Annotated in this window: 15 protein-coding genes and 2 tRNA genes; 8 read left to right on the plus strand and 9 right to left on the minus strand. The window is 59.1% G+C overall.

Annotated features, from left to right (window positions below):
• Nucleotides 1-103: 103 nt before the first annotated feature.
• Together JKL48_RS12125 and JKL48_RS12130 are read right to left on the minus strand one after the other, a co-directional pair.
• Nucleotides 104-553, minus strand: a complete 450-nt coding sequence (locus JKL48_RS12125; protein WP_201982712.1) for a hypothetical protein — start codon at nucleotides 551-553, stop codon at nucleotides 104-106.
• Nucleotides 554-652: 99 nt separating this feature from the next.
• Nucleotides 653-1384 carry a hypothetical protein gene (locus tag JKL48_RS12130; RefSeq protein ID WP_201982714.1) on the minus strand — a complete coding sequence of 244 codons (732 nt, stop codon included), beginning with the start codon at nucleotides 1382-1384 and terminating at the stop codon, nucleotides 653-655.
• 301 nt (nucleotides 1385-1685) lie between these two features.
• Between JKL48_RS12130 and uvrA the strand changes: the two genes are divergently transcribed.
• From uvrA to JKL48_RS12145, 3 genes are all read left to right on the plus strand, one after another.
• Complete coding sequence (gene uvrA, locus JKL48_RS12135) at nucleotides 1686-4757, plus strand: excinuclease ABC subunit UvrA (protein WP_236668752.1); 3072 nt, start codon at nucleotides 1686-1688, stop codon at nucleotides 4755-4757.
• Nucleotides 4758-4895: 138 nt separating this feature from the next.
• The gene (locus JKL48_RS12140) at nucleotides 4896-6251 is read left to right on the plus strand and encodes a Fic family protein (RefSeq protein ID WP_201982717.1); all 1356 of its coding nucleotides are present in this window, start codon (nucleotides 4896-4898) and stop codon (nucleotides 6249-6251) included.
• Complete coding sequence (locus tag JKL48_RS12145) at nucleotides 6251-6403, plus strand: hypothetical protein (protein WP_201982719.1); 153 nt, start codon at nucleotides 6251-6253, stop codon at nucleotides 6401-6403. The genes JKL48_RS12140 and JKL48_RS12145 overlap by 1 nt, the downstream gene beginning before the upstream one ends.
• 105 nt (nucleotides 6404-6508) lie before the next feature.
• On the opposite strand, the gene JKL48_RS12150 is transcribed toward JKL48_RS12145, so the two are convergent.
• From JKL48_RS12150 to JKL48_RS12160, 3 genes are all read right to left on the minus strand, one after another.
• Nucleotides 6509-7162 (minus strand): DUF4142 domain-containing protein, encoded by a 654-nt coding sequence (locus JKL48_RS12150; protein WP_201982723.1) that lies wholly within the window; start codon nucleotides 7160-7162, stop codon nucleotides 6509-6511.
• Between the two features lie 215 nt (nucleotides 7163-7377).
• Nucleotides 7378-7980 (minus strand): DUF4142 domain-containing protein, encoded by a 603-nt coding sequence (locus JKL48_RS12155; protein ID WP_201982726.1) that lies wholly within the window; start codon nucleotides 7978-7980, stop codon nucleotides 7378-7380.
• A gap of 79 nt (nucleotides 7981-8059) precedes the next feature.
• Nucleotides 8060-8668, minus strand: a complete 609-nt coding sequence (locus JKL48_RS12160; RefSeq protein WP_201982728.1) for a DUF4142 domain-containing protein — start codon at nucleotides 8666-8668, stop codon at nucleotides 8060-8062.
• A gap of 189 nt (nucleotides 8669-8857) precedes the next feature.
• On the opposite strand from JKL48_RS12160, the gene JKL48_RS12165 reads away from it, so the two are divergent.
• A complete protein-coding gene (locus tag JKL48_RS12165; protein ID WP_201982730.1) occupies nucleotides 8858-9697 on the plus strand; it encodes a hypothetical protein in 840 nt (279 codons plus the stop codon).
• Between the two features lie 99 nt (nucleotides 9698-9796).
• Here the strand turns inward: JKL48_RS12165 and JKL48_RS12170 are convergent, their stop codons facing one another.
• The 3 genes from JKL48_RS12170 to queA all read right to left on the minus strand — a co-directional run bounded on the left by JKL48_RS12170 (nucleotide 9797) and on the right by queA (nucleotide 12559).
• Entirely contained in the window at nucleotides 9797-10597 is an 801-nt protein-coding gene (locus tag JKL48_RS12170) for an enoyl-CoA hydratase-related protein (RefSeq protein ID WP_201982732.1), read from the minus strand.
• 101 nt (nucleotides 10598-10698) lie between these two features.
• Nucleotides 10699-11427: a 2-C-methyl-D-erythritol 4-phosphate cytidylyltransferase gene (locus JKL48_RS12175; RefSeq protein WP_201982734.1), complete on the minus strand. Its 729-nt coding sequence runs from the start codon at nucleotides 11425-11427 to the stop codon at nucleotides 10699-10701.
• A gap of 82 nt (nucleotides 11428-11509) precedes the next feature.
• Nucleotides 11510-12559 (minus strand): tRNA preQ1(34) S-adenosylmethionine ribosyltransferase-isomerase QueA, encoded by a 1050-nt coding sequence (queA, locus tag JKL48_RS12180; protein ID WP_201982737.1) that lies wholly within the window; start codon nucleotides 12557-12559, stop codon nucleotides 11510-11512.
• A gap of 192 nt (nucleotides 12560-12751) precedes the next feature.
• Here queA and JKL48_RS12185 point away from each other — a divergent pair, with 192 nt between their 5' ends.
• Nucleotides 12752-14014: an ABC transporter permease gene (locus JKL48_RS12185; RefSeq protein WP_201982741.1), complete on the plus strand. Its 1263-nt coding sequence runs from the start codon at nucleotides 12752-12754 to the stop codon at nucleotides 14012-14014.
• 143 nt (nucleotides 14015-14157) lie between these two features.
• The gene (locus JKL48_RS12190) at nucleotides 14158-15273 is read left to right on the plus strand and encodes a mechanosensitive ion channel family protein (protein WP_201982744.1); all 1116 of its coding nucleotides are present in this window, start codon (nucleotides 14158-14160) and stop codon (nucleotides 15271-15273) included.
• Nucleotides 15274-15596: 323 nt separating this feature from the next.
• On the opposite strand, the gene JKL48_RS23415 is transcribed toward JKL48_RS12190, so the two are convergent.
• On the minus strand, nucleotides 15597-16490 hold the full coding sequence (locus JKL48_RS23415) for a TerB family tellurite resistance protein (protein ID WP_201982747.1): 894 nt from the start codon (nucleotides 16488-16490) through the stop codon (nucleotides 15597-15599).
• A gap of 250 nt (nucleotides 16491-16740) precedes the next feature.
• On the opposite strand from JKL48_RS23415, the gene JKL48_RS12200 reads away from it, so the two are divergent.
• Both JKL48_RS12200 and JKL48_RS12205 read left to right on the plus strand, forming a co-directional pair.
• A tRNA-Val gene (locus JKL48_RS12200) sits at nucleotides 16741-16815 on the plus strand.
• 100 nt (nucleotides 16816-16915) lie between these two features.
• Nucleotides 16916-16990, plus strand: a tRNA-Val gene (locus tag JKL48_RS12205).
• Nucleotides 16991-17180: the final 190 nt, after the last annotated feature.

Here is a 17180-nt window from a genome sequence, read left to right on the forward strand (position 1 = left end):
GGCGGGACTGATACGCAGGGAAGGCAAGGAGGGTGCCAAACCCGGTCGCCACCAAAAAGCCCCGCCGGGTGAGGGCAGGGCTTGGTTAGGTAATGAAGGTGAACTAGTCTCTGTTCTTGCCCTTGCCGTGGCCTTTGCCGCGGTTATCGTGGTCGTCGTCTTCGCGGCGGCCACCGTCGTGGTCATTGTCGTTGCGGTACATTTTCTTGGCCTGGCCGGGGGGCAAGCCGTGGGGATTGCCGCCCTTGTAGGTCCAGGGCTCAGCGCCGCGGTACTCAATGTACTGCGGGTGGAAGTTGGCGGGGTTGTAGCCCTCGATGCGCTCCATGCGGGTCCATTTGCCGTTGCGCTGCACCAGGTAGCGGCGGGCCGGCACGTCGTAGTAGCCGTTGATTTCGGGTACGTAGTAGTACTGGGCATCGGCCGGAGCGCCCACCACCACGGGCGGCGCCGTATTGATGTTGACATTAATCTGGGCCTGAGCGGCCGGGGCCGCGACAAGTGAGGCGCCCGAGAGCAGTACGGCGCTGAAGAGGGTGGGAAACAGTTTCATGGGAAGTGCATCGATAGTGAAAACAAAACACCCGGCACTACGCTGGTAGCGCCGGGTGCTGTATACTAGTTTCCGGTGAAGGAAGTTGGCTGAGCGGACTTAGCCGCGGCCGTGGCCCCCGCTACGGCCGCCGCCGCCATAGTTTCCGCCGCCCTGCTGGCCTTGATTGCCACCCCGGTTGCCGCCGAAACCGCCGCCGTTGCCGCCGTTGCCGCCCTGCCCGGGGTTGTAGCCACCGCCCTGGGGCTGTTGGGGCTGCTGGTTGCCGCGCGGAGTGCTGTAGCCGCCGCTGGGGTACTGTGCGCCACCGCGGTTGTCGTTGCCCCGGTAGCCGCCCCGGTCATCATTGCCGCGGTAGCCACCCCGGTCGTCGTGCTCATTGTAGTTGCGACCATTGGAATACACCGTGCGCGAGCGACCGTAGCTGGGGCCGTAGCCATAACCGCCGTTGTAGTAGCCGGCGCGGCTGGGGCCGTAGTTGCGGTAGGGCTGGTAGGCGTAGTGCTGGCGGTAATAGTCCACGCGCAGCCAGGGCTGCGGGCCCCGGTAGTCCACAATCACCGGATGGAACTGGTAGGGGTCGTAGCCATACAGCTCAGGCAGCGGCACCCAGTAGCCGTCCTGATACACGATGTACTGCTGGTTGTAGAGGTCGTAGTAGCCATCGATTTCGGGGATGTAGTAATACTGCGTGCCGTAGGGAACCTGCGGGCCCCAGGCCGGTGCGCCGATATTAATATTCACCCCCACCTGCGCCTGGGCGGCCGGCGTGGCCAACAGGGCAAACGCGCCCACCAGGGCCGCACCAAAAAATCTTGCGAGGGGTTTCATGCTAATGGGTTGAATGAAAAAGAATAACAGACCACGAACGGCGCTGCGCTTTTAATAGATGCAAGGCTAGTGCCAGAATGTTGAGCGGAGCAGCTGCATTGCCTGAAAACATCGCCCAATTGCTTTAAATCGTCGCCAGTTTATTTTCTGGCAGAACGCCGGGCACAAATGCACCGCTCCGGCTGTTGTGCACCAACGCCCCGGCCCGGCACAAACTAACGCGACTGGCAAATATGCCTATTTCATTAGCCTTCGGAGCCCCTTCTACGTACCTTTACGCACTTATTCGCTGCGTTTCTGAATGGCCAAAAAATCCACTGCTACCCCGGTTGCCACAGCCCCAAACCAACGGTCGGCGCCAGCCAAAGCATCCAAGACTACCGCTGCCGCGCTGAAAAAGCAGTTGGCCGGCGCTCTCACCGAGCCGGAAGCCGCAACTGCCAGCCAGCCTAACCCGGCCAGCGTGGAAGTAGCCCTGCAACACCAGACGCCCGAGACGTTGCCGCCCTCCACCGCGCCCCTTGTTAACGGCTCCGCCCACCACATTGACGCGCCGTTCATTGAAGTGTACGGCGCCCGCGAGCACAACCTGAAAAACGTGAGCGTGAAGATTCCGCGCAACCGGCTGGTGGTGTTCACGGGCATTTCGGGCTCGGGCAAGTCGAGCCTGGCCTTCGATACTATTTACGCCGAGGGGCAGCGGCGCTACATGGAGACGTTTTCGGCCTACGCCCGCAGCTTCATGGGCGGGCTGGAGCGGCCCGACGTGGACAAGATTGAGGGCCTCTCGCCGGTTATCAGCATCGAGCAGAAAACCACCTCGCGCAACCCGCGCTCCACGGTGGGCACCATCACCGAAATCTACGACTTCCTGCGTCTGCTGTATGCCCGCACGGCCGAGGCCTTCAGCTACGCCACCGGCAAGAAGATGATTAGGCAGTCGGACGACCAGATTATCAACTACATTCTCAAGCACTTCGACGGCAAGAAACTCGTGGTGCTGGCGCCCGTAGTGAAGGGCCGCAAAGGCCACTACCGCGAAGATTTCCAGAAGATTGCCAAGCTGGGCTTCACCAAGGTGCGCGTCGATGGCGAAATTCTAGACATCACGCCCAAGATGCAGGTGGACCGCTACAAAATCCACGACATCGAAATCGTGATTGACCGGCTGCTGGTGAAGGAAGAGGACCGGTTCCGCCTGTCGGGCTCGGTGCAGAATGCCCTCACCCACGGCAAAGGCACCATGCTGGTACTGGACCCCGACGCGAAGAAAGCTGCGCCGCAGTTCTTCTCGCGCTTCCTGATGGACCCGGCCACCGGCATCGCCTACGACGACCCGGCGCCCAACACGTTCTCCTTCAACTCGCCCTATGGCGCGTGCCCGACGTGCAACGGCCTGGGCGAAGTGCAGGAAATCACGGAAGAAGCCGTGCTGCCTGACCGCAAGCTGAGCATCAGCCGGGGCGGCATTGCGCCGCTGGGCGAGTACCGCGACATCTGGATTTTCCAGCAGCTGCAGCTCATCCTCAAGAAGAACAAGGCCACGCTGAACACAAGTATCGACAAGCTGCCCGAGGAATTGCTCAAGCGCCTGCTCCACGGCATCTCGGAGGACGAGGCCGACAGCGGCAAGGGCACGTATTCGGAGCCGTTCGAGGGCATTATTCCCTTCCTGCGCCGGCAGATGGATTCGGAGTCGGACAATATCCGCGAGTGGATTGCGCAGTACGCGCAGGCCCAGCCCTGCCCCGAGTGCCACGGCTACCGCCTCAAAAAGGAAAGCCTGCACTTCAAGATGGACGGCAAGCACATCGGCGAGCTGTCGGTGATGGATTTGAACGAGCTAGCCGCCTGGTTTGTGGGCCTGGAAGACCGTCTGACGGAGCGCCAGAACGTGATTGCCCGCGAGCTGCTCAAGGAAATCCGCAAGCGCATCGGCTTCCTGCTCGAAGTGGGCCTCGATTACCTGAACCTGCACCGCCCGGTGCGCACGCTGAGCGGCGGCGAAAGCCAGCGCATCCGCCTCGCCACCCAGATTGGTACCCAGCTCGTGGGCGTGCTCTACATCATGGACGAGCCCAGCATCGGCCTGCACCAGCGCGACAACGAGCGGCTCATCAAGGCTCTGCAGCACCTGCGCGATATCGGCAACTCGGTGATTGTGGTGGAGCACGACAAGGACATGATTCTGCACGCCGACCACGTGCTCGATATTGGCCCCGGCGCGGGCATTCACGGCGGCCACATCGTGGCCTCGGGCACGCCGCAGGAAATTTTCAACTCCGGCTCGCTCACCTCCCAGTACCTCAGCGGGCAGAAGCATATCGAGATTCAAAAGAAGAAGCGCAAGGGCGAAGGCACCGAACTGGTGCTAAAAGGTGCCAAGGGCAACAACCTCAAAAACGTGACCCTGAAAGTGCCGCTGGGCAAGCTGGTGGCCGTGACGGGCGTATCCGGCTCGGGCAAGTCCACGCTTATCCACGATACGCTGTACCCCATTCTCAACCAGCACTTTTTCAACTCGAAAAAGGAGCCGCTGGCTTACGGCATCATCGAAGGGCTGGACTTCATCGACAAGGTGATTGAGGTGGACCAGTCGCCCATTGGCCGCACGCCGCGCTCAAACCCGGCCACCTACACGGGCGTGTTCACTGAAATCCGCCAGCTGTTTGGCGAGATGGCAGAAGCCAAAATTCGCGGCTACGGCCCCGGCCGGTTCTCCTTCAACGTGAAGGGCGGGCGCTGCGAAACCTGCGAGGGCGCCGGCATCCGCACCATCGAGATGAACTTCCTGCCCGACGTGCACGTGCCCTGCGAAACCTGCAAAGGCCGCCGCTACAACCGCGAAACGCTGGAAGTGCGCTTCAAAGGCAAGTCCATCACCGACATTCTCGACATGACGGTGGAGAAGGCCGTGGAATTCTTCGAATACCAGCCGCGCATCCTGCGCAAAATCAAGACCCTGAACGAGGTAGGCCTCGGCTACCTCACCTTGGGCCAGCAGGCCACCACGCTTTCGGGCGGCGAAGCCCAGCGCGTGAAGCTCGCCACCGAGCTCAGCAAAAAGGACACCGGCAAGACGTTCTACATCCTTGATGAACCAACGACGGGCCTGCACTTCGAGGATATTAATCACCTAGCGGATGTGCTCCAGAAGCTGGCCGATAAAGGCAATACCGTCCTCATCATCGAGCACAACCTCGACCTGATTAAAGTGGCCGACCACGTCATCGACATCGGCCCCGAGGGCGGCGCGGGCGGCGGCACCATCGTGGCCCAGGGCACGCCCGAGCAGGTGGCTAAGGCTGGCAAAGGCCACACCGCCCGCTTCCTGGCCGAGGAGTTGCGCACGAGCAAGTACGCCACGGCGTAAAATCGATTGTAACGCAAAGTAAATAATGGCAACTACCGAAATCTACCAATTCATAACAGAATTGGTAGATTTCGGTAGTTGCCATTATATTTGCCAAAACCTACCAATTATACTGCAAATTGGTAGGTTTTGGCGGCTATGAATATAGAAAATCCTCCAACTGCATCTTTCTCGGATTTCGGTCCTGAAGAGATGATTCGCCACCTCTCCAGCCCGGAAGTCAATGAAGTAGTTCGAAAGGCAAACTACGAGTACTTGTACTGGTCTGAGTTAAAGCGGCAAAAATTACCTGCGGGTTTTATCCCTATTCCAGTATGGTTGATAGCCAAGAGCAGCCGTCAGGGCAATCTGCGGGAGCTTGCTGTGCCGGGAGTGCCAGGGTGCCGGTTCCGGTATCAGGTCACAGAGCCTACATTAGAGAAACTGCACCGTTTCGACTTATACATGGGCGGTATCATGCAGACAGATAGTCTGATACCGGCTGATGACCGGACACGTTACCTGGTTGGTTCCATTATGGAGGAAGCCATTGCTTCCAGCCAACTCGAAGGGGCAGCCACTACGCGCGAGGTAGCCAAGGATATGCTGCGTAAAAAACGCAAGCCACGAAATGCCTCAGAGCGAATGATTTTCAACAACTACCAGACTATTCAATACATTCTGGAGCAAAAGCAACAAACCCTCACGCCGGAATTGCTCTGCCAGATTCAGGCCCGCATGACCCAAGGTACACTGGAAAATACCGCTCACGAGGGCCGGTTCCGATTGAACGACGAGGTTCGGGTAGAGGATTTTACGACCGGCGAAGTGGTTCATATTCCCCCTCAGCAACAGCACCTGCCCGAATTGCTGAACTGGTACTGCGCGCTGGCCAACGATGAAATCCCGGACCAAAACGGTACACCGGGCTCCTTCATTCACCCCATTGTGCGGGCTTCCATTCTGCACTTCCTCATCGGCTTTATCCATCCCTTTGCCGACGGCAATGGCCGCACCGCCCGAGCGGTGTTCTATTGGTATTTACTGCGCAAAGGGTATTGGCAACTGGAGTATATGTCGATTTCGCGCATCATTCATAAATCAGCGGCTCAGTATGCACGCGCCTATCTGTACACCGAGCACGACGGCAACGACCTTACATACTTTATCAATTATCAAGTAAAAACGCTCGATTTGGCTTTTACCAGCCTGCAACAATACATCGAGCGGAAGGTGGCGGAGAAGAAACAGTTGCGCAGCTTCCGGCAGTTTGACCAACTCAATCAGCGCCAAGTGGCCATTTTGCAAGAGTTAATGACCGACCCGGATGCCATCTGGACAATTCGGGAGGTACAGCACCGCTTTGGTGTGGTGTATGACACCGCCCGTACCGACCTGATGCACCTCGAAAACCTGGGCTTGCTTGACAAACGCCGCGAAGGCAAAATCAAAATTCTGTACCTGCGCGCAGAAAATTTTGAAGAAGCAGTAGCTAAGCTAAAGGGTGGGCGGTAATGGTCCACTCCTGCATTGGCTCCGAAGACGGCGCAGATGGCGGCACCATCGTGGCCCAGGGCACGCCCGAGCAGGTGGCCAAGTCCGGCAAAGGCCACACGGCCCGCTTCCTGGCCGAGGAGTTGCGCACGAGCAAGTACGCCGCGGCGTAAGCTTTTGCGATACAGGCTTTGGCTTGTGCCAGATTCGAACACAAAAAAGCCGCTGCAAATTCTGCAGCGGCTTTTTTGTGTCACTTAAGCGTTGCTAATCAAATCCTACATTTTCATGTCGTTGCCTTTCTGAGCCATGCCCAGGTGCTGCTGCACCACCGGCAACGTTTTGCCGATGAAGGCTTTCAGGTCGGCGTCCTGGGTCATTTTCTCGTGGGCCATCATGGTGTTAGCGGTTTTCTGGTGGTCGGCCTGCATCTGCGACAGGTACTTGGCTTCGAACTCTTTGCCCGAAAGCTTCTCCATAGCCGGGGCCATGGCTTTGTGCTCAGCATCCATGTCGGTGGGCAGGGTGATGCCTTTTTTGGCGGCTATCTTTTTCAGGTCGGCCGTCGACTTGGTGTGGTCGGCAATCATCTTGTCGGCCATTTCCTTGGCCATGCCGGTCACGCCCTTGGCCAGCGCCATTTTGCTTTGCTGAATCTCGTTCTGGTCGCTGTGCGCGGCCGTTATCATGAATTCATTGTCGTCTTTGTGAGGGCCGGTGGGGCCGTTGGCGTCGCCCATGGCCGTGCCGCTGCTGGTGGCGCTGCTGTCACCGGCCGGGGCCGGCTGGTTTGCGGTAGTATCGGCCCCGGCGGCCGGCGTATTGGCCATGTTGCTGTCGGTGCTGCTTTCGGCCGTGGTTTTGTTGGCGTCGCCACAGGAGGCAAGCGTAAGCAGGCCCGTAGCCAGCACTGGAAGAAGGGAGCGCATCATAATATTTGGAAAGGAAGTGATGAAAAATGAGGGCATTAGGCGGGTCGCCTCCAAGCAGTACGGAAGGGTTCAGACAAGATGTTTCATTATGGCAGGACTAATATTTGCAAGCTCAGCCATTGATAGCCAGTAAGCTGGTCAATACCCCAAGGCATGAGAAAGGGCCTGTTCCGGTTAAGGAACAGGCCCTGTAAGCTGGCTGGCATCCACCGGTTTTACTTAGCCGCGTCCACGGCCGGGCGCATCTTGGTCACCATGTCGAGGTGCATTTTCAGCATCGGGACGGTTTTGGCGGCGAAGGCTTTGATGTCGGGGTCGGCAGCTTTGATGGAAGCGTCGGTGTATTCCTTCACATCTTCTTCGTGGTCCTTGAGCATTTCCTTCATGTACTCCTGGTCCATCTTTACACCTTTTTCTTCCACTACATCTTTCAGCACCTTGGCGTGCTCGTCGCCGAGGGTAGAGGGCAGGGTAATGTTCTTTTTAGCGGCCAGGGCCATCAGTTCGGCATTGCCTTTGGTGTGGTCCGACACCATTTGCTCAGCGTACTTTTTGGCTTCGGGCGTCACGGCCCGGGCGAGGACTTGTTTGCCCATTTCCACCTCAAGCATCCCGCCGCTGGCCGCCTTGGTCATAAATTCCGAATCATAGTCCTTGCCTTTTTCTTCGATTTTGCCCATGTCCGTGTTGGCCGTGGTGCTGTCGGCTTTGGCTTCGTTCGCCTCCTGGGCTTGTTTAACGGAGTCATGGGAGTTGCAGCCGGCAGCGGCAATCAGTAGGGTGGCAGCACTGAACAGGGTGATGAGTGGACGTTTCATGAGGAATGGAAAGAATTGGTGGATGCACAAAGTGAACTGACTTGGGTGAAAACCGGGTGAAGCCGCCACGAGCTCCTCGCTACGGCAGGGCGTCGGCCACGTCAGCAGCGGCTTTGGCGCCATCGAGCTGTTCCTGCACGGGGCCGTGGAATTTAGCCGCAAAGCCGCGAATGTCGCCGTCGTACCCATCGTCGCTCATGTCCTCGAAATTATCCTCATCCTGCTTCTGGGCTTTCACGAGTAGGGCCATCACGTGCTTGTCGAGTTGGGTGCCGGCTTGGGTGGCGGCTTCGTGGTAGGCTTCCTGCTCGTCCTGGCCCAGCGCGGGCGGCACGGCCAGGCCTTTGGCACCGGCCAGCACCCGCAGTGCCCCCAACAGTTCCAGGCGCTTTTGCAGCAATTGGGCGCCGTAGCTGCGCACGGCAGGCGCGGTGGCGCGGGCCTGCGCCAGCTTGCCCAGCTCCACTTCGAGCAGCGCATTGCTGGTGCTCTTCACGAGGAACTCGGCATCGGCTTCCTGCTTCTTGGTGATGTCGGCCGTATCAATTTTCTTCTCATTCTGCGCCATGGCGGCGTCTACGGCATCATTGCTGCCACCTGACGAGCAGGCCGCTACCAGCGGCAGTCCCGCCACCAGCAGCCAGCGCTGGGGCCGCGGGGCCCAGGAAAAATATCGTGAAGCAGGCATATAGGGTGAATTTTGCTGAACAACTCAAGCGGTTGATTGGCAGGCTATACGATTGGCCCGCAACGGGGTTCATTGCCCTGGTTTAGAACTTTTTTTTCATAGCTTTAAACCCCCTTAGGCGAAGCGCTTCCAACCGGCCACAAACGCAGTTCATCGTCTTCATCTCGACTCTTTTAATATTTCCCCATCATGCGTACCCTGTCTCTCCGCTCCCTCACCCTTGCCTGCCTGGCCAGTGGCCTGCTGCTCACCGCCGGCTGCAACCGCAAAGACGACGCCACGCCCGACGAAGACATCACCACGGCCGAAGACCGTAGCGAGGACAACGTCGAAACCGCCATCAGCTCCGACGCCATGCAGACGGCCCCGGCCGACCTGGGCACCCAGGGCTTCAGCAACACGGAAACGGAGTTTCGCGCCAAGTTTGGTTCCTGTGCCACCCGCACCTACGACGCCGGTACCCACACCCTCACCATCGACTTTGGCACCACCAACTGCCTGTGCGCCGATGGCCGGTACCGCCGCGGTAAAATCATCGTGCACTTCACCACCGATACCAACCGCCGCCGCGCCGGCGCCGTGGTTACCCGCGATGGCTATTTTGTGAACGACAACCAGCACACTGCCACCCGCACCTTCACCGACATCGGCCTGGGCTCCTTCACGGTGGACGTGACCAACGCCAGCATCATTCGGGCCAACAACGGCGGCACGCATTCCTGGACGGCCAACTGGACCTTCACCCAAACGCAAGGCTTCAACACGCCTCAGGTATCCGATGACGTGTTCAGCGTAACCGGCTCCTCTACCGGTGTCAACCGCAAGAATGTGGCCTACACCACCACCATTCAGTCGCCCCTCATCAAGCGCGCCGACTGCCTGAAGTACTTCGTGCACGGCGTGGTGAGCATCACCAATTCCAAGTCGAAAACCCTGCTGCTCGACTACGACCCCAGCGGCACCCAGGACTGCGATAAAATTGCCAGCGTCACCATCAACGGCCGCACCAAAACCATCACCCTCCGGTAAGTTCCACCGCGCAGAATTTCTGCAAAAAAGCGAGAGCCGTCCTGCAAGGGACGGCTCTTTTTGGTTATTCGGTGCAACGTTTTGGGGCCGATTCGCCGGCTAGTTGCCCGTAAAAACCGGCTTGCGCTTCTCGCTAAAGGCCTTCACACCCTCGGAGTAGTCGGCCGATTCGCCGGCAATCTGCTGGCAATGAGCTTCGTAGTCCAGCATCTCGTCCAGGGTAGCGGCGCCGGCCTTGTTTAGCATCTGCTTTATCAGCCCAATGGATTTGGTGGGCGCGGAGGCATACCGGGCAGCCAGGACATAAGTGGCTTCGTCGAGTTGCTCAGGGGGCACCACCTGGTTCACCAGCCCCAGCCGCAAGGCCTCTTCGGCCGGCACTTTCGAGCCCAGGCTGCACAACTCAAAGGCCTTGAGCGTGCCCACCAGCCGCGGCAAAAACCACGACGAGCCGGAGTCGGGCACCAGCCCAATGTTGATGAACACCTCAATCAGCGAGGCATCGGTGCTGGCCACGATGGCATCGCAGGCCAACGCCAGCGAGCAGCCCGCGCCGGCCGCCACCCCGTTGAGGCGACCAATAATCGGCTTCGGCAGCCCGCGCATGGCCCGGATGATGGGGTTGTAGCGCTGGTGCAGCGAGTCGTAGAAGGAGCGGGGCTTGCCCTCGGCCGCCGCGGCTTCCTGCGCCGCCTTCAGGTCCTGGCCCGAGCAGAACGCCCGGCCGGCACCCGTGAGCACCACGGCCCGCACGCTGGCATCGCGCCCCACTTGCTTCAGGGCGTCCTGCAGCTCGTAGCTCATGGGGTCGTTGAAGGCGTTGAATACCTCCGGGCGGTTCAGGGTGATGGTAGCCACGCCGTCGGGGCGCACGTTGTAGAGCAGGCTGGTGTATTCCATGGGTGGATTGGTGGGTTGGGTGGGCGAAAGTAGCGCGAACTTTGTAGTTCGCGTCCCCGCGCTATTAGAATCGTTCGGGCACGCGAACTACAAAGTTCGCGCTACAGCGCGGTCGCCATTAGCGCCTCGGCCACCACCAAATCTTCCGGCGTCGTGATTTTCAGGTTGCGGTAATCCCCTTCCACCAGCTGCACGCGGCAAAGGTCGTCTACTACCGTGGCGTCGTCGGTGAAGGTGGCCAGCTCCGGCATGGCGTAGGCCCGGCGCAGCAAGTCAATCTCAAACGTCTGGGGCGTTTGCATCAGGCGCAGGCGGTTGCGGTTCTGGGCCGCCGAGCCGTGCTGCGACACCAGCCGCACCGAGTCCTTGGGCATCACAGCGGCGGCGGCTGCCGCGTGCGTAGCGGCGGCGGCATAAGTACGTTCCACCACTTGGCGCGACACCAGCGGCCGCACGCCGTCGTGCACGGCCACAAGTCCTTCCGGGTAGTCACTCAGCGCCGCCAGGCCCGCTTTCACCGAAGCCCAGCGCGTGGCACCACCCGTCACCAGCTGATGCGGAATGTCTACGCCGTACTGCTTGCACAGCGCGCGCCAGGTATCCAGCTGGTGCGCCGGCAGTACCAGCACAATGTTGGCCACACCCAGGGCCGGCTCGGCAAAGCGGCGCAGCGTGTGTAGCAGCACCGGCTCTTGGTGCAGCAGCAGGAACTGCTTGGGCTGGTCGGTGCCCATGCGGGTGCCGCTGCCGCCGGCGACGAGAATGGCTAGTCTTGGGGCTTGGGAGCGGGGAAGTTCGGGGGCCTGGCGCGGAAGGGTAGGAATTTTCATCGGCGCGAAGTTCTGCTAAAAAAGAATGCCGGAATCCCTTATCGGGAGTTCCGGCATTCTCAAAGCTTGGCGGCCTGAATTCTTACAGAATCAGCATGGCGTCGCCGTAGCTGAAGAACTTATACTTCTCCTTGATAGCTTCCTTGTAGGCTTCCATCAGCAGGGGGTAGCCGGCGAAGGCCGACGCCAGCATGATGAGCGTGCTCTCCGGCATGTGGAAGTTGGTGAGCAGCGAGTTGGCGATTTTAAATTCGTGGGGCGGGAAAATGAACCGGTCAATCCAGCCCTGGGTGGGCTTCATGCGGGCATTGGCCGACACCGACGCCTCCATGGCGCGGATGGTGGTGGTGCCCACGGCGCACACCTTCTTCTTGGCATCGAGGGCCTTGTTCACCACTTCGCAGGCCGGGGCCGTCACGATGAAGTTTTCCGAGTCCATCTTGTGCTTGGTCAAATCCTCCACATCCACCGTGCGGAAAGTGCCCAGGCCCACGTGCAGCGTCACGAATGCCGGCTCTACGCCCTTGATTTCCATGCGCTTCATCACCTCGCGGGTGAAGTGCAGGCCGGCCGACGGCGCCGCCACCGCGCCAATGTGCTCGGCGTAAATCGTCTGGTACCGCTCTTTGTCGGCGGGCTCGGTTTCGCGGTTGATAACTTCTTTCGGAATCGGGGTTTCGCCCAGCTCGTAGAGCGCCTTGCGAAACTCCTCGTCGGTGCCATCAAACAAAAACTTGATGGTCCGGCCGCGCGACGTGGTGTTGTCAATCACTTCGGCCACCATGTCCGACTCGCCGAAATACAACTTGTTGCCCACGCGGATTTTGCGGGCGGGGTCTACCAGCACGTCCCACAGGCGCAACTCCTTATTCAATTCGCGCAGCAGGAAAACTTCAATCTTGGCACCGGTTTTTTCTTTGTTGCCGTAGAGGCGGGCCGGGAAAACTTTGGTGTCGTTGAAAACCAACGCGTCTCCTTCATCAAAATAATCGAGAATATCTTTGAAGCTGCGGTGCTCAATCTGGCCGGTGGAGCGGTGCAACACCATCAGGCGGCTTTCGTCGCGGTTGCGGGCGGGATGCAGGGCTACTAGCTCCTCGGGGAGTTCAAATTTGAACTCATGCAATTTCATCGCCATAGGGCTATAATTGGGGGAAGATACGGAAATTTGGGGAGGCAAAAGTACGGCTTTTTATTTGGTATTCAGCTTTTCGGCATTCTGGCGCTGTAGAAAACAGCTTTGCGCGCCCGGCGTCGCAACTTCCCGGCCGAATCCCGTCTTTTGCGCTCAGGTATTATTCCTTCTTTCTGCACGCGCTTCATTATGCTCACGCTCCGCCTCACGTTTGAAAGCTTTCGGTTTGCCTGGGACGCCCTCAAATCCAACTTGTTGCGCACCGTTTTGTCGCTGCTGGGGGTCACGGTGGGTATTTTTTCCATCATCGCCGTTTTCACCATTGTCGATTCGCTGGAATCCAACATTCGCAGCAGCCTCGATTTCGTGGGCGACAAAATCATCTACGTGCAGAAGTGGCCCTTTATTTTCAGCCCCGACTCGCCGTGGTGGACGTATTTCAGCCGGCCCAATCCCACCCCGCGCGAGTTCCAGCAATTGCGCCGGCAGCTGGGGCCCAATAACAAAGGCATCGCCATGTTCGCCGCCAACGGCGGCAATACCCTAAAAGCCGGCTCCAACTCCGTGGCCGACTGCGTATTGCAGGGCGTGACCTACGATTTCCGCATCGTGAGCAACGTGCCGCTGAAGGAGGGGCGCTACTTCACCGTGCAGGAGATGGACGCGGCCCGGCCGGTGGCCATCATCGGGGCCACCATTGCCGAAAACCTGTTTCCCAATGGCGATGCCGTGGGCCGGCAATTTAAGGCCAAGGGCATGACCCTGACGGTGATTGGCGTGATGGAAAAAGAAGGCAAAAAGCTCATCACCATTTCCAGCAACGACGCCAACTGCATCATTCCGTTCAACATGTTTGCCAAGCTGTTTGCGCTGAGCGGTACCGGTTTCGGAAGCGGGCCCCGCGTGTCGCTGGCCGTGAAAGGCCGCGACGAAGACCCCGGCCTGCTGGACCTGGAGTACGAAATGCGCGGCGTGATGCGCAACATCCGCGGCCTCAAGCCCCGGCAGGATGACAATTTTGCCCTGAACCGCCCCGAAATGATTGCCTCCATGGTGGGCAAGCTCTTCAGCATCATTGGCATTGTGGGGGGCGTCATTGGCTCGTTTGCCATCCTGGTGGGCGGCTTCGGCATTGCCAACATCATGTTCGTGTCGGTGCGGGAGCGCACCAACATTATCGGCATTCAGAAGTCGCTGGGCGCGAAGAACTTCTTCATTCTGTTTCAGTTTTTGTTCGAAGCCGTCTGCCTCTGCCTCATTGGCGGCGGGGCGGGCATTCTGCTGGTGTGGCTGGTGACGCTGCTGCCGCAGGATTCGCTGCCGCTCACCATGTCGGCGGCGCGGGTTGTACTTGGCCTGTTGATTTCCGTAGGTATTGGAGTAATTGCGGGCATTGTGCCCGCCGTGCTGGCCGCTAATCTGGACCCGGTTATTGCCATTCGGGCCAAGTGATGGCCCCGCGCAGGCTCGCTGCTTCCCGATTGCCTGGGCGTAGCGCTTTTTCCGTTGGCTGAGTTCCTGCATGGCCGCTTGATGTGCGGAATACTCGCACTGATAAGCGGACGCACCGGCTAGTCTCTGACGCATTTTCTGACATGACGCTTCCTCCCTTTCTGCACTACGAAATTCTGGGCAATGCGCTGAGCCAATACCTACTGGCGGCGCTTATCCTGTTGCTAGGCGCTGCATTGCGCCGGCTGATGTCGCGGCTGTTGAGCAAGGTCCTGTTCCGGCTTACCAAGCGCTACACGGCCGGCGTGAGCGAGCCGGAACTGCACGAGTTGCTGATTCAGCCGCTGTCCATTCTCTTGTTCCTGGGCACCATATACGTGGCGTTTGGTGTGTTGCGCTACCCGCTGCCGCCCAACGCCGTGCCGGGCGTGGAGCCCTGGCCCAAGGTGGCGCTGCTGCGCGTGTTTCTGCTGGGCTTTATCGCCACCATCACCTGGGTAGTGCTGCGGCTGGTCGATTTTGCGCTGCTAGTGGTGCGCCGCCGCAACGAGCTGCGCCTGACGCCGGGCACTACGCGGCTCGACAACCAGTTTCTGCCCTTTGCCAAGGATTTGCTCAAGGTGCTCGTCATCATCATCGGGGCCATGGTGGTGCTGGGCGAAGTGTTTGGGGTGAACGTGACGGCCCTGATTGGCGGCCTGGGCATTGGCGGCCTGGCCGTGGCCTTCGCGGCCAAGGAAAGCCTCGAAAACCTCATTGCCTCCTTCACCATCTTCCTCGACCAGCCCTTCGGTGTGGGCGACCTCGTGACGGCCGGCGACGTGAGCGGCACCGTGGAAAAAATCGGTTTCCGCAGCACCCGCTTGCGCACCGCCGAAAAAAGCTACGTGACCGTGCCCAACAAAAGCATGATTGACAAGCCGTTGGATAACCTCTCGCTGCGCACCTCGCGCCGCGTGGGCTTTACGCTCACCTTCGACCAAAAAACCACCAGCGCCCAATTGCACGCCATCATTGCCGGGGCGGTGGCCGCCATGCAGGCCCACCCGCTGGTGACCCAGGACGTGCAGATGAAATTCAACGCCCTCACGCCCGCCGGCAAGGAAGTGACCGTGCAGTACTTCGTGGAGACCACCAGCTACGACGAATACCTCGACGTGAAAGAAGACCTCAACTACCGTATTGTGGAAGTAATTGAGAAGGAGGGTGGAGCACTGGCCGGAGCACCGCCGGCAGTTGCAACACCCGCTAAGGCGTGAAAGTATTTCCGGACCGCAGATTTGACGGATTTGACGGATTAAAAAGGATTCAATCTGGCTTTTGAATGAAGCTGTGTAGCAGTCGGTTCCGCTCGGTCCGACGCCCTGGGCGTCGGACCAGTTCACGCAGGCAAGGTGCACGAAAGGCCCTTGACCGGCAATCTGTACGCCGCCTAAACAACTTCAATAGATTGCTTTCCAGATTATTACATCCAACTAAGCACAAAGAGCCGCAGCTTAAGAAGCTGCGGCTCTTTGTGCTTTGATACTTTTATCCGAATCCTTTTTAATCCGTCAAATCCGTTAAATCTGCGGTCCAGGAATCACCGGCCGCCAAACAGGCCGCCGAGCATACCGCCCAGCCCGCCATTGAGCAGGCCACCCAAGCCGGCCCCCCCTGCGCTGGCGGGCTGCGAGTTGGGCCGGCCGCCCAAGCCGCCCAAAATGGACATCATTGAGCCCAGGCCGCCGCTGCCAATAGCGGAGCCCTGCTGGGGCAGGTCGGCCGCCGAGTTGCCGCCGCCCAGCAAACCACCCAGCATGCCTCCACCCAGCAGGCCACCGAGCAGGCTGCCCATGCCGCTGTGGGCGGCGCCGCCCAGCAGGCCGCCCATGCTGCCGCCCAGCAAGCCCCCGCCCCCGCCTTGGTTGCCGTAGCTGCTGTTCTGGCCGCCGCCCATCACTTTGGAAATCACCATGGGGGCCACCACGCCCAGCAAACCGGCCATGAGGGCACTTTTGGGAATGCCCACGTTGGAAAGCTTGTCGCCAATGCTGCTGAAGAAACCTTCCTTGGCGGGGTCCTGCGGGTCGTGGGGCACGGTGGCGGCCTGGTCCACCACCGATTCGAGGGCCTGTTTTTGCTCTGGGTTGATGCCCAGGTACTGCGACATCTTGCCAATCATGGCTTCCTCGTCGTTGGCATAGGCCCCATCGGCCCGGGCAAAGCTGATGAGGTCGGTGACCAGGGAAAAGCGCAAGTCGCTGTTTTTAAGCGCATCCAGGTTTTGCTGAATGCTTTGGTTGTTGGAATCCTGCGCTGCGGCCAGCACCTGCTGCGTGGCTCCGCCTGACAGGCCCGCTTGCTGCGCCAACGCCTGCAAAAACTGCGTCTCGGCGCCCGAGGCCTGGCGGTCGGCCGTGGCCAGACTGGCAATGGCACTCAGGTAAGCTGTTTTTTCTGCTTCGGAATAGTTCTGGAGGAGTTGGGTTTCCATGGAAAAGAAAGGTTGATTGGAAAGAAGATTTGATGACTTAACGGGACTGAGCCGATTACGTTGCTTGCCGTTTCGACCGCCTGAAACCAGCCTTTTTCTGCTGATAACCGAAAATTTTCTTTCACTGAAAATGAATTCGTTGCTGTTATCAGGCGGTGTGTAAGCGAAAAAACTAGCCGTATTGCCACCCATTTGTTTGGCACTTCCAAAAACACCTCCCATCTTTGCAATCCCAAACGGAAACGCCCACGGGGGATTAGCTCAGCTGGTTCAGAGCATCTGCCTTACAAGCAGAGGGTCGTAGGTTCGAACCCTACATCCCCCACATTGAGCAACAGCCACTTAGCGCAAAAACTAGGTGGCTGTTTTGTTTCTGGTGCCTACGCTGGTGCCTACAAGCTCATCACTGCTTGTATTTCTCACCTGGGAGGTTAGCTCAGTTGGTTCAGAGCGCTGCTTTCACACAGCAGAGGTCGAAGGTTCGAGCCCTTTACTTCCCACACTGATTGAACAGCCACTTAGCTCAATGCTTAAGTGGCTGTTTTGGTTTAAGCCGCGGCTTAAACCAAAACAGCCACTGATGATTCTGGGGATTAATTTGCCAGTCCCTCGAAATCCAGAGTCAGTTTCAGTGACACAGGGCAGCTATGGCACGAAAAGCGCCATTCGAGGCCGGCAGCGTCGGTGCTA

This window comes from Hymenobacter rubidus, assembly GCF_016734815.1.
Taxonomy (GTDB): domain Bacteria; phylum Bacteroidota; class Bacteroidia; order Cytophagales; family Hymenobacteraceae; genus Hymenobacter; species Hymenobacter rubidus.

What these genes read in the sequence shown, in the direction of transcription:
- JKL48_RS12125 (WP_201982712.1), bottom strand. Translation starts at nt 553, where the DNA reads ATGAAACTGTTTCCCACCCTCTTCAGCGCCGTACTGCTCTCGGGCGCC.
- JKL48_RS12130 (WP_201982714.1), bottom strand. Translation starts at nt 1,384, where the DNA reads ATGAAACCCCTCGCAAGATTTTTTGGTGCGGCCCTGGTGGGCGCGTTT.
- uvrA (WP_236668752.1), top strand. Translation starts at nt 1,686, where the DNA reads ATGGCCAAAAAATCCACTGCTACCCCGGTTGCCACAGCCCCAAACCAA.
- JKL48_RS12140 (WP_201982717.1), top strand. Translation starts at nt 4,896, where the DNA reads ATGAATATAGAAAATCCTCCAACTGCATCTTTCTCGGATTTCGGTCCT.
- JKL48_RS12145 (WP_201982719.1), top strand. Translation starts at nt 6,251, where the DNA reads ATGGTCCACTCCTGCATTGGCTCCGAAGACGGCGCAGATGGCGGCACC.
- JKL48_RS12150 (WP_201982723.1), bottom strand. Translation starts at nt 7,162, where the DNA reads ATGATGCGCTCCCTTCTTCCAGTGCTGGCTACGGGCCTGCTTACGCTT.
- JKL48_RS12155 (WP_201982726.1), bottom strand. Translation starts at nt 7,980, where the DNA reads ATGAAACGTCCACTCATCACCCTGTTCAGTGCTGCCACCCTACTGATT.
- JKL48_RS12160 (WP_201982728.1), bottom strand. Translation starts at nt 8,668, where the DNA reads ATGCCTGCTTCACGATATTTTTCCTGGGCCCCGCGGCCCCAGCGCTGG.
- JKL48_RS12165 (WP_201982730.1), top strand. Translation starts at nt 8,858, where the DNA reads ATGCGTACCCTGTCTCTCCGCTCCCTCACCCTTGCCTGCCTGGCCAGT.
- JKL48_RS12170 (WP_201982732.1), bottom strand. Translation starts at nt 10,597, where the DNA reads ATGGAATACACCAGCCTGCTCTACAACGTGCGCCCCGACGGCGTGGCT.
- JKL48_RS12175 (WP_201982734.1), bottom strand. Translation starts at nt 11,427, where the DNA reads ATGAAAATTCCTACCCTTCCGCGCCAGGCCCCCGAACTTCCCCGCTCC.
- queA (WP_201982737.1), bottom strand. Translation starts at nt 12,559, where the DNA reads ATGAAATTGCATGAGTTCAAATTTGAACTCCCCGAGGAGCTAGTAGCC.
- JKL48_RS12185 (WP_201982741.1), top strand. Translation starts at nt 12,752, where the DNA reads ATGCTCACGCTCCGCCTCACGTTTGAAAGCTTTCGGTTTGCCTGGGAC.
- JKL48_RS12190 (WP_201982744.1), top strand. Translation starts at nt 14,158, where the DNA reads ATGACGCTTCCTCCCTTTCTGCACTACGAAATTCTGGGCAATGCGCTG.
- JKL48_RS23415 (WP_201982747.1), bottom strand. Translation starts at nt 16,490, where the DNA reads ATGGAAACCCAACTCCTCCAGAACTATTCCGAAGCAGAAAAAACAGCT.